At 59.6% G+C, this 11635-nt stretch carries 11 protein-coding genes; 5 read left to right on the top strand and 6 right to left on the bottom strand.

Going from position 1 to position 11635, the window contains the following annotated elements; genetic code table 11:
* Window positions 1–109 precede the first annotated feature (109 nt).
* Entirely contained in the window at window positions 110–799 is a 690-nt protein-coding gene (gene entD / locus OWK27_RS03960) for an enterobactin synthase subunit EntD (RefSeq protein ID WP_267589873.1), read from the top strand.
* Here entD and OWK27_RS03955 read toward each other — a convergent pair.
* The 5 genes from OWK27_RS03955 to betT all read right to left on the bottom strand — a co-directional run bounded on the left by OWK27_RS03955 (window position 735) and on the right by betT (window position 6438).
* Entirely contained in the window at window positions 735–1574 is an 840-nt protein-coding gene (locus tag OWK27_RS03955; RefSeq protein WP_193355990.1) for a metal ABC transporter permease, read from the bottom strand. The two genes, entD and OWK27_RS03955, sit on opposite strands and share 65 nt — an antisense overlap.
* Window positions 1571–2428, bottom strand: coding sequence for an iron/manganese ABC transporter permease subunit SitC (gene sitC, locus OWK27_RS03950; RefSeq protein WP_267589872.1), 858 nt, complete (start codon window positions 2426–2428; stop codon window positions 1571–1573). Before sitC ends, OWK27_RS03955 begins: the two co-directional genes overlap by 4 nt.
* Entirely contained in the window at window positions 2425–3231 is an 807-nt protein-coding gene (locus OWK27_RS03945; RefSeq protein ID WP_193355989.1) for a manganese/iron ABC transporter ATP-binding protein, read from the bottom strand. Before OWK27_RS03945 ends, sitC begins: the two co-directional genes overlap by 4 nt.
* A 2-nt stretch (window positions 3232–3233) precedes the next feature.
* A complete protein-coding gene (locus OWK27_RS03940) occupies window positions 3234–4145 on the bottom strand; it encodes a metal ABC transporter substrate-binding protein (RefSeq protein ID WP_176610939.1) in 912 nt (303 codons plus the stop codon).
* Window positions 4146–4404: 259 nt separating this feature from the next.
* Window positions 4405–6438, bottom strand: a complete 2034-nt coding sequence (gene betT, locus OWK27_RS03935) for a choline BCCT transporter BetT (protein ID WP_252004858.1) — start codon at window positions 6436–6438, stop codon at window positions 4405–4407.
* Between the two features lie 128 nt (window positions 6439–6566).
* Between betT and betI the strand changes: the two genes are divergently transcribed.
* Genes betI through betA form a run of 3 tightly spaced genes read left to right on the top strand, consistent with a single transcriptional unit; the run spans window position 6567 to window position 10318 of the window.
* A complete protein-coding gene (gene betI / locus OWK27_RS03930) occupies window positions 6567–7154 on the top strand; it encodes a transcriptional regulator BetI (RefSeq protein WP_023334836.1) in 588 nt (195 codons plus the stop codon).
* Window positions 7155–7167: 13 nt separating this feature from the next.
* On the top strand, window positions 7168–8640 hold the full coding sequence (gene betB / locus OWK27_RS03925) for a betaine-aldehyde dehydrogenase (RefSeq protein ID WP_267589871.1): 1473 nt from the start codon (window positions 7168–7170) through the stop codon (window positions 8638–8640).
* 13 nt (window positions 8641–8653) lie between these two features.
* Complete coding sequence (gene betA, locus OWK27_RS03920; protein WP_252004860.1) at window positions 8654–10318, top strand: choline dehydrogenase; 1665 nt, start codon at window positions 8654–8656, stop codon at window positions 10316–10318.
* Between the two features lie 278 nt (window positions 10319–10596).
* Here betA and OWK27_RS03915 read toward each other — a convergent pair whose 3' ends face one another.
* A complete protein-coding gene (locus OWK27_RS03915) occupies window positions 10597–11049 on the bottom strand; it encodes an SgcJ/EcaC family oxidoreductase (RefSeq protein WP_148419323.1) in 453 nt (150 codons plus the stop codon).
* A 323-nt stretch (window positions 11050–11372) separates the two neighbouring features.
* Here OWK27_RS03915 and OWK27_RS03910 point away from each other — a divergent pair, with 323 nt between their 5' ends.
* Window positions 11373–11564, top strand: a complete 192-nt coding sequence (locus OWK27_RS03910; protein WP_148419325.1) for a hypothetical protein — start codon at window positions 11373–11375, stop codon at window positions 11562–11564.
* Window positions 11565–11635: the final 71 nt, after the last annotated feature.

Here is an 11635-nt window from a genome sequence, read left to right as displayed (position 1 = left end):
AAGCAAAACGGCAACCCCGTTGCCGTTTTTAGTGTTTGCTCCCTCTCCCCGTGGGAGAGGGCCGGGGTGAGGGCACCAGACCGCACTATTCGTTGACAGAGGAAATCCCATGCACACCACCCACCGCACCTTCGCGCTCGCCAGCCTCACCCTCCACCACGTCACCTTCGACCCCACCACCTTCACCGACGCCGATCTCCTCTGGCTCCCGCATCACGCGCTGCTCGCTGACGCCGGACGCAAACGCAAGGCCGAGCACCTGGCGGGCCGTATTGCCGCCGCGCACGCCTTACCGGGCCACCCCATCCCCGGCATCGGCCCCAGCGGCGAACCGCTCTGGCCGCAGGGGATTTCAGGCAGCATCACCCACAGCGGCACGCGGGCCATGGCCGTCGTCGCGCTACACCCGGCCCTTATCGGCATCGATTGTGAAACGATCCTCCCCGACAACGAGGCCAGAGAGATAAAAGACGGCATCATTGATGCGCAGGAAGAAATCGTGCTGGCCCGTTCGGGATACCCGTTTGCCCTCGCCCTGACGCTGGCGTTCAGCGCCAAAGAGAGCCTGTTCAAGGCCCTCTTTCCCCGGGTGCAGGCCTGTCTGGGTTTTGACAGCGCCCGCGTCACCATGCTCGGCGATAAGACGCTTACGCTGGCGTTGACCCGTCAGCTGGCGGGCTTTAACGAAGGTGCCGCCTTCACCCTCCACTGGCAACAGCACGGCGAACAGGCGATCACCCTGCTGTCGCGCGCTCCTGCCGACGAGCCTTCAGGCTGGTCACCACAAAGGTCACGATAAACACGACCGCGAACAGCACCACAATGGTCGGCGCGGGCGCGCTGTCGAGATAGTACGACGCATACACCCCGCTTACCGACACGAGGGCTGAAACGGCAACCGCCACCAGCAGCGCCGCGTGAAAGCGCCGGGCGATCAGCACCGCAACCGCACCGGGCGCAATCAGCAGCGAAATCGACAGAATAATCCCCACCGCTTTCAGCGTCGCCACGATGGTCAGCGAGACCATGCACAGTAAGCCGTAGTGCAGCCAGCGGGCGCGCAGCCCGCTTGCCTGCGCCTGCTGAGCGTCAAAGCAGAACAGCAGGAAGTCGCGCCACTTCAGGCCAATCACCAGCGCAATCAGCCCCGCGACGAGGCCGCTTTGCAGAATGTCCATCCCGTTTATGCCCAGCATATCGCCAAACAGAATGTGGTCGAGATGCACCTCGGGTTTGACGGCGATATAGAGGATCAGCCCGGCGCCAAACATGCCGGAAAAGACAATCCCCATCACCGTATCCTGCTTGATGCGGCTGTTATCCTTCAGGTATCCGGTGGCGACCGCGCAGAACAGGCCGGCAACAAACGCGCCGAGCGCCAGCGGCAGGCCCATCATCCATGCCAGCACCACGCCGGGGAATACCGCGTGGCTCATGGCGTCACCCATCAGCGCCCAGCCTTTCAGCACCAGGAAAACCGACAGCAGCGCGCAGGGCACGGCCACCAGCAGCGATATCAGCAGCGCGTTGTTCATGAACGCAAACTGGAAGGGTTCGAGAAGCAGCGCCATCATGGTTGCGCCTCCTGGACGTGACGCGCCCGACGGCGGCTGGCGAGCAGCCCGTGCTTCGGCGCAAAGACGAACGCCAGCAGGAACAGCAGCGTCTGGGCGACCACGATAATGCCGCCGGTCGCGCCGTCCAGGTAATAGCTGGCCCACGCGCCGAGGAAGCTGGTGAGGCTGCCAATGGCAACGGCAATTATCAGCAGGCGCGGGAAGCGGTCGGTGAGCAGCCACGCGGTCGCGCCGGGCGTGACCACCAGACAGATCACCAGAAATGCCCCGACGGTTTGCAGCGCCGCTACGGTGGAGACCGCCAGCAGGGTAAAGAACAGGATCTTCAGGCGCGCCGGGCGCAGGCCGATGGCGCGGGCGTGGTTCTCATCAAAAAAGGTCACCATCAGATCTTTCCATTTGAACAGCAGGATAATCGTCGACGCCGCGCCGATGATCGCCAGCTGAACGATATCTTCCGGGGCGATAGCGAGGATATTGCCGAGGACGATAGTCTGAATATTTACCGAGGTCGGGTTGAGCGAGACCATAAACAGCCCCAGCCCGAAAAACGAGGAGAAGATCAGCCCGATGATGGCGTCTTCTTTCAGGCGGCTGCGCTGGTTCAGAAATAGCATGCTGCCCGCCGCCAGCCCGCCGGACAAGAACGCCCCCAGCGAGAACGGCAGCCCGAGCATGTAGGCGCCCGCCACGCCCGGCACGATGGAGTGCGAGAGCGCGTCGCCAATCAGCGACCAGCCCTTAAGCATCAGATAGCAGGAGAGAAACGCGCACAGCCCGCCCACCATCGCCGACACCCACATCGCGTTGAGCATGTACTCATAGTCGAAGGGTTCAAGAAGCGCGTTCATTTTGCCTCCTGCCGGTGGGTAATAAAGGGCCGCTCGTCGTCGGTAATAATGCGGTCTTCTGAGCCGCTGAGCACCACGTGGCGCAGCACGCCGCTAAAGGCGCGCTCAAGATTCCCGGCGGTGAAGGTGGTTTCCGTCGGGCCGCTCGCCAGCACGGTGCCTTTTACCATCACCGTGTAATCGCAAAACGCCGTGACCGAGCCCAGGTTATGGGTCGACACCAGCATGGTTTTGCCCTCGTCGCGCAGCTCGCGAAGCAGGCTGATGATTCTGGCTTCGGTTTTGACGTCCACGCCGGTAAACGGCTCGTCGAGCAGGATCACCTCCCCCTCCTGAGCAATAGCGCGAGCCAGAAACACGCGCTTTTTCTGCCCGCCGGACAGCTCGCCAATCTGCCGATGGCGCAGCTCAAGCATATCCACGCGCTTCAGCGCCTCGGTCACGATCCGCCGATCGTTTTCCTTTGGCCGACGCAGAAACCCCATATGCCCGTAGCGGCCCATCATCACCACGTCTTCGACCAGCACCGGAAACGACCAGTCAACCTCTTCCGACTGCGGGACGTAGGCGACCAGGTTCTGGCGCAGCGCCCGGTGAGGCGGCAGCCCCTCAATGGTGATGGAGCCGCTCGCCGCCCGCACGAAGCCCATCACCGCCTTAAACAGCGTGGACTTGCCGGAGCCGTTCACCCCCACCAGGGCGGCAATCGATCCGCCCGGCACGCTGAACGACGCGTCGCGCAGCGCCGTGTGCCCGTTGCGGTAGGTCACGGTCACGTCCGTGACGACAATCCCCTTGTGCATGGTTACTCCTTCATGCCGTCACGGATGCCCTGCACCAGCGTGCGGGTCGTGACGTTCAGCAGGTCGATATAGGTCGGCACAGGGCCGTTTTCCGCGCTCAGGGAATCGACGTACAGCACGCCGCCGTAGTGGGTATCGGTTTCACGGGCCACCTGACGCGCGGGCTTATCCGATACCGTGCTTTCGCTGAACACCGCCGGGATGCGGTGTTTTTTCACCAGATCGATAACCTTGCGCACCTGCTGGGGCGTGCCCTGCCGATCGGCGTTGATCGGCCAAAGGTAAAGCTCCTTCAGGCCCAGATCGCGCGCCAGATAGGAGAAGGCGCCTTCGCTGGTCACCATCCAGCGCTTGTCTTCGGGGATCTCCGCCACCTGCTTGCGCAGCGGCTCAAGGGTAGCGACGATCTTCTGCTTGTAGGCTTCAGCGTTGCGCTGATAGGTCTGCGCATTCGCCGGATCGTACTTCACCAGCGCGTCGCGGATGTTATCGACGTAAATCAGGGCGTTGTCGGGAGACATCCACGCGTGCGGGTTGGGCTTGCCGTTATAGGGCCCTTCGCTGATCCCCATCGGCGTAATGCCTTTGGTGACAATCACCTCCGGTACGCCGTTCAGGTGCTGATAAAAGCGCTGGAACCACAGCTCCAGGTTCATGCCGTTCGCCAGGATCAGCTGCGCCTTCTGCGCGCGTTTGATATCGCCCGGCGTGGGCTGATACTCGTGAATTTCCGCGCCCGGCTTGGTGATAGAGGTCACTTCCGCGGCGTCACCCGCCACGTTTTTCGCCATATCCGCGATGACGGTAAAGGTGGTGATAACCCGGAACTTTTCGGCCGCCAGCGCGCCGGTGGTGGTCGCGGTCATAAGCAGCGCGCCGAGTAACAGACGCTTCAATCCTTGCCGTGGGTGCATCGCAGAAGTCTCCTGATATGGTTAAATTCAAAGCAAAATTAGCCCGTGCTATAAGGTATAGCACAGGCTATATTTAAATGAAAATGGTTATCATTAAAGTTGTGTCAATGAAGGGTCAGGAGAAATACTGGACGGAAGAGGCCAAACTGCGCCTGAAGGCGCTTCGCTTATCAGGCCCGCGATAAGCTGAATTTGCAGGCCGGGTGAGGCATCGCCGCCGCCCGGCATGAGGGCGACGGCAAATGCCTCTGTACATCACTCAAACATCCGGGAACATCACGCTATTCCCCGGCGCTTCCCGGTGCAGATGGATAAAGTTCAGGTGTCGTTCATACTGGTCCAGAATGTCCGTAATCACCTGCTCCTTGCTGTAGTCCATCAAATCATTCCCCTGGCTGCCTTCCAGCAGGAAGGTCTCCAGCCGGTAGTAGGTCGATTTGCCGCTGCGCGCGCGGTAGGTAAACCCGGGCACGGAATACTGCTGCGGCCAGATCTGATAGACAAAGTTCTGCTCGTCGCCCATGTGCACCAGCAGATCCAGGTGCCCAAGGGTCTCGCCCTCTTCCGGCGGCAGGTTTTTCAGCTCGACGTAGGCACCGCGCAGGCGCAGCTCCTGGGCTACTTCCTCCATCGCCGGGAAGCAGACCGTCTCCATCATCTGGCTGGTATAGCGCGTGCCGGGATAATTCATCAGGCGCGACAGGCGTTTCTTCCAGCTCAGACGGTCCTGGGCGCCCATCGGACGCGGCGCGGTGTCGCGGCTGGCGCTTTCGCGGCGGTAATCTTCCACCTTGAGCGATTTATACAGCCCGGCCATCACGAAGAAGATGACGAAGCTGAACGGCAGCCCCATGATCACCGTGGTGTTCTGCAGCGCCGAGATCCCGTTGGTCATCAGCATGCCGAGCGTCAGCAGGCCGATGGCAACGGACCAGAAGATGCGCAGCCAGTTTGGGGCGTCGCTGTTAATATCCTTCAGCTTCGAGGTGAAGTTGCCCAGCACCAGCGCGCCGGAATCCGCCGAGGTGACGTAGAACAGTAGCCCGGTAATGGTCGCCACGGAGGCACTAAAGGTAAACGCCGGATACTGCGCCAGCAGGCTGTAGAAGCCGCGCTCCGGGTGCACCATCGCTTCCTGCGCGAAGGTCGCATTGCCGTGGATGATCTCGTGCAGCGCGCTGTTGCCGAACACCGACAGCCACAGCAGCGTAAAGGTGAACGGGATAATCAGCGTGCCCATCACGAACTGGCGAATGGTGCGCCCGCGCGAAATACGCGCCAGGAACAGGCCAACAAACGGCGACCACGCCACCCACCACGCCCAGAAGAACAGCGTCCAGTTGTTCATCCACTCCACCGGGCGGTCAAAGGCGAAGCTGTTCAGCGTCATGCCCATAAAGCGGTTCACGTAGTCCCCCACGTTCAGCACTAAGGCATTGAGCAGGAAAGAGGTGTCGCCCATAAACAGCACAAACAGGATCAGCCCAAGCGCCAGCGCCACGTTCAGCTCGGAGAGCACGCGAATGCCTTTATCCACGCCCGACGTCACTGAAATGGTGGCGATAATGACGGAGAGCGCAATCAGCGCCGCCTTTGCCGCCATCGAATCCGGGATATTAAACAGCACGCTCAGCCCGTAGTTGAGCTGCACCACGCCAATCCCGAGCGTGGTGGCGATACCGAAGATGGTGCCGATCACCGCCGCGATATCCACGCTGTGACCAATCGGGCCATTGATCTTTTTACCGAAAATCGGGTACAGGGCGGAGCGAATGGTAAGCGGCAAATTATAACGATAGCTAAAGTATCCGAGCGCCATGCCCATCAGGGCGTACATCGACCAGCCGGTTAAGCCGTAGTGGAACAGCGTCCAGACCATTGCCTGGCGCGCGGCCTCCATCGTCTGCCCTGCCCCTTCCGGCGGCTGCATATACTGCGTGACCGGCTCCGCCACGGAGAAGAACATCAGGTCGATGCCGATACCGGCGGCAAACAGCATCGCCGCCCAGCTCAGCAGGCTGAACTCGGGCTTGGACTGCTCTGGCCCGAGCTTCACCGAGCCGAAGCGCGAGCAGGCTATGCAGACCACGAAGACAATATAGAGCGTCGCCGCCAGAAGGTAGTACCAGCCGAAGGTCTTCGACACCCAGTTCAGGGTGCGGCCAATCCACTCGGCAGAAAAATCGCTAAAGAAGATCGTCGTCAGGGAAAACAACAAAATCAGCCCGGCGGAAGTGTAAAAAACAACCGGATTGATTTTGTCTTTTTCTCTGTCTTGTGAAAGGTCTGTCATCCAGTATCCCCACTGTTTTTGTAACCATTAAAATCCAAAATCGCAACAATTAAGACACATTTTATATTGAACGTCCAATCAAAAACCGCTTTAATGTATTACCAACGCTGATGAATGGAGTGGCAAAAATGCCCAAAGTGGGGATGCAGCCGATCCGGCGCAGGCAGCTAATCGACGCCACGCTGGAAGCAATTAATGAAGTGGGAATGCATGACGCAACCATCGCGCAGATCGCCCGTCGGGCGGGCGTTTCCACGGGGATCATCAGTCATTACTTCAAAGATAAAAACGGCCTGCTGGAAGCGACCATGCGCGACATCACCGGCCAGCTGCGCGATGCGGTTTTAAGCCGCTTACGCGCCCTGCCCAACGGCAGCGCAGAGCAGCGATTACAGGCGATTGTTGGCGGCAATTTTGATGAAACCCAGGTGAGCGGCGCGGCGATGAAGGCCTGGCTGGCCTTCTGGGCGAGCAGCATGCATCAGCCGATGCTCTACCGCCTGCAGCAGGTCAGCAGCCGCCGGCTGCTCTCAAATCTGGTGTACGAATTCCGCCGGGAGCTGCCGCGTGAACAGGCTGAGGAGGCGGGCTACGGGCTGGCCGCCCTCATCGACGGGCTATGGCTGCGCGCGGCGTTAAGCGGCAAACCGCTGGACAAAACCCTGGCGCAATCGCTCACCAGCCACTTTATCAGCCAGCATTTACCGACCGAATAACCGAGGAGAAATTATGTCCCGAATGGCAGAACAGCAGCTTTATATAAATGGTGGTTATGTATCCGCCACCAGCGGTCGCACCTTCGAGACCATTAACCCGGCTAACGGTGAAGTTCTGGCGACCGTGCAGGCCGCCGGGCGCGAAGACGTCGACCGCGCCGTGGAAAGCGCGACGCGCGGGCAAAAAATCTGGGCGGCGATGACCGCCATGGAGCGCTCTCGCATCCTGCGTCGCGCCGTCGATATCCTGCGCGAGCGCAACGACGAGCTGGCAAAGCTTGAAACCCTCGACACCGGTAAAGCGTATTCGGAAACCTCGACCGTTGATATCGTCACCGGCGCGGACGTGCTGGAGTACTACGCAGGGCTGATCCCGGCGCTGGAAGGCAGCCAAATCCCGCTGCGCGACACCTCGTTCGTGTACACCCGCCGCGAGCCGCTGGGCGTGGTGGCGGGCATCGGCGCGTGGAACTACCCGATCCAGATCGCCCTGTGGAAATCCGCGCCGGCGCTGGCGGCGGGCAACGCCATGATCTTCAAGCCGAGCGAGGTCACCCCGCTCACCGCGCTTAAGCTTGCCGAGATCTACACCGAAGCGGGCCTGCCGGACGGCGTGTTTAACGTCCTGCCGGGCGTGGGCGCGGAAACCGGCCAGTTCCTGACCGAACATCCGGGGATTGCCAAAGTTTCCTTCACCGGCGGCGTCGCCAGCGGCAAAAAGGTGATGGCCAACTCGGCGGCCTCGTCCCTGAAAGAGGTAACGATGGAGCTCGGCGGCAAATCCCCGCTGATTGTGTTTGACGACGCGGATCTGGATCTCGCGGCAGACATCGCCATGATGGCCAATTTCTTCAGCTCCGGCCAGGTGTGCACCAACGGCACCCGCGTGTTCGTGCCCGAGAAATATAAGGCCGCGTTTGAGCAGAAAATCGCTGAGCGCATGGGCCGCATCCGCGCGGGCGATCTGTTCGATGAAAACACCAACTTTGGCCCGATGGTCAGCTTCCATCACCGCGACAGCGTGATGCGCTACATCGCCAAAGGCAAAGAGGAAGGCGCGCGCGTGCTTTGCGGCGGCGACGTGCTGAAGGGCGACGGCTTTGACAACGGCGCGTGGGTCGCCCCGACCGTTTTCACCGACTGCACCGACGAGATGACCATCGTGCGCGAAGAGATCTTCGGCCCGGTGATGTCTATCCTCACCTACGCGTCCGATGAAGAAGCCATTCGCCGCGCCAACGACACCGACTACGGCCTGGCGGCGGGCATCGTCACTGCCGATCTGAACCGCGCGCACGGCGCCATTCATCAGCTCGAAGCGGGCATCTGCTGGATCAACACCTGGGGCGAATCCGCCGCGGAGATGCCGGTCGGCGGCTACAAGCACTCCGGCATTGGCCGCGAGAACGGCGTCATGACGCTTCAGAGCTACACCCAGGTGAAGTCCATCCAGGTTGAGATGGGTAAATTCCAGTCCATATTTTAACCGGGAGGTTTATTTGCAATTTGACTACATCATTATCGGGGCCGGCTCCGCCGGCAACGTACTGGCAACACGACTGACTGAAGATCCGAACACCACCGTTCTGCTGCTGGAGGCAGGCGGGCCGGATTATCGCTTTGACTTCCGCACCCAGATGCCCGCCGCGCTGGCGTTCCCGCTTCAGGGCAAGCGCTACAACTGGGCCTATGAAACCGAGCCTGAGCCGCATATGAACAACCGCCGCATGGAGTGCGGACGCGGAAAAGGGCTGGGCGGCTCCTCGCTGATCAACGGCATGTGCTACGTGCGCGGCAACGCGATGGATCTGGACAACTGGGCTAAAGAGCCGGGCCTGGAGCACTGGAGCTACCTCAACTGCCTGCCCTACTACCGCAAGGCAGAGACGCGCGACGTGGGCCCGAACGACTACCACGGGGGCGACGGTCCGGTGAGCGTCACTACCTCTAAACCGGGCGTAAACCCGCTGTTCGAAGCGATGGTGGAAGCGGGCGTGCAGGCGGGTTATCCGCGCACCGACGATCTGAACGGCTACCAGCAGGAAGGCTTCGGCCCGATGGACCGCACGGTCACGCCTCAGGGCCGACGCGCCAGCACCGCGCGCGGCTATCTTGACCAGGCGAAACCGCGCCCGAACCTGACCATCCGCACCCACGCCATGACCGATCGCATTCTTTTTGACGGCAAGCGCGCGGTGGGCGTCGAGTGGCTGGAGGGCGAAAGCACCATCCCGTCCAACGCGACGGCGAAAAAAGAGGTGCTGCTGTGCGCCGGCGCCATTGCCTCTCCGCAGATCCTCCAGCGTTCCGGCGTGGGTAACGCCGAACTGCTTAAGCAGTTTGATATCCCGCTGGTGCATGATTTACCCGGCGTGGGCGAAAACCTGCAGGATCACCTGGAGATGTACCTTCAGTATGAATGTAAAGAGCCGGTCTCCCTCTACCCTGCCCTGCAGTGGTGGAACCAGCCGAAGATTGGCGCGGAGTGGCTGTTTGGCGGCACCGGGGTGGGTGCGAGCAACCACTTCGAAGCGGGCGGGTTTATCCGCAGCCGCGAGGAGTTCGAGTGGCCGAACATTCAGTACCACTTCCTGCCGGTGGCGATTAACTACAACGGCTCAAACGCGGTGAAGGAGCACGGCTTCCAGTGCCACGTCGGCTCCATGCGCTCGCCGAGCCGCGGGCACGTGCGCATCACGTCGCGCGATCCGCACCAGCATCCGGCGATCCTGTTCAACTATATGTCCCACGAGCAGGACTGGCAGGAGTTCCGCGACGCGATCCGCATCACCCGCGAAATCATGCACCAGCCCGCGCTGGACAAGTTCCGCGGTCGCGAAATCAGCCCGGGCATCGACTGCCAGACGGATGAACAGCTGGACGAGTTTGTGCGTAATCACGCCGAAACCGCTTTCCACCCGTGCGGCACCTGCAGGATGGGTTACGACGAGATGGCGGTGGTCGACGGCGAAGGCCGCGTTCACGGGCTGGAGGGACTACGCGTGGTGGATGCGTCGATTATGCCGCAGATTATTACCGGCAACCTGAACGCCACTACCATCATGATTGGTGAGAAGATTGCCGACGCGATCCGCGGGCGCGAGCCGCTGGCGAAGAGTACGGCGGCGTATTATGTGGCGAACGGCGCGCCGGTAAGACGCTGAGTGGTTCACCCTCTCCCCAAAGGGTTGAGGGATCCCCATAAAATAATGCCTGCACGGAGGACCCCCTCTCCCTTGAGGGAGAGGGCTGGGGTGAGGGGGAACATATGGCTGTTGAGGTAATTCCGTTCACTTTATGTTCCTTGCTACTCTGTAACGGCATGACTTGTGAACGTGCCAGGGCGCCGCTGTAAGTTATTCATTTTCCTGAAGCAACATTCATCGCTTCCGGTAAAAAATTACTGGGAACTCCTCAGCCCCAAAGAGAGAGGGGACAGATCTTATCCTTCCGGCATTGCGGAGGAGTGGTGAGAGGAAATTTTCCACGCTTTTCCGTCCCACGCATAGGTGAAGGTATAGCGTGCCGTCACTGACGATTTATCGGCGAAGGTAAAGGTATACGTACCCGTATCAATGGCTTTATTGCAGCCCAGACGAATGGTGCGGGTATCTATTTTGCCGAACGGCTTCTTCTTCAGAAAATCCTGGAAGTAATCCACGCGCTCCTGGTCGGTCAGCCGGACCTGATTCGAAATTGTCGGCAGCAGAACCGCATCACTCAGGTAATTCTCCGCAACCTTATGGGCATCCCCCGTCTGAAGCGAGGCATTCCATTTATCAAAGAGCGCTTCAATTTGCTGATTATCAGCTTTTACGCAGTCGGGCGCGGTCGCGGCAAAAGCAGAAGACGAGGCAAGGCCGAGAAGTACAGTAAGAGAGACTAACTTTTTCATAAACCATTTTCCTTATGTGGTTTTGTTCCTGTGAAGCGCACTATCCCGATTATCCCGCTGCGTGACAATATCCATTACTTATTATTACGATTTTTACAAAATGACGATAAATGGCGGATATTTCTACTGCCGCGTTAACCCGCTTCAATAAAAACACATTAAAAACATGAAGTTAAATTGTAATGCAATATTCATGAGCGCTTACAGGCTGAATTATTTTGTTACCGTTAATTTCAACAAACAACAAATGTTGAAAATACAACTTTTTGTTTAAGCAATATCATTGCCTCCTACTCGCCAGGCGCTATTGAGAGGATCGCACTATGCTGAACAGTAAGTTATGTCTGAACGTCTCCCTTATTATCCTGAGCCTGCTACTCAGCGGCTGCGTAATCGGGGAACATCACTCAACCGAGCACCATCGTTCGGATCATCATCCCTGGCACCATGAATCCTCCCGCGCGCACGGCTGGCATGATTTTCATGGCCATCATGGCCATCACGGACGCCATTAATCCCCCCGGCAGGCACGTACGGTTTCAGGCGGTGTTTTATAATGAATGACTCCCGTACGTGGTTCGTCCTG

This window comes from Enterobacter cloacae complex sp. 2022EL-00788, assembly GCF_026627565.1.
Lineage (GTDB): Bacteria > Pseudomonadota > Gammaproteobacteria > Enterobacterales > Enterobacteriaceae > Enterobacter > Enterobacter pasteurii.
Note: the sequence above shows the minus strand (reverse complement) of the source record. Positions and strands in the feature narration are given on the sequence as shown.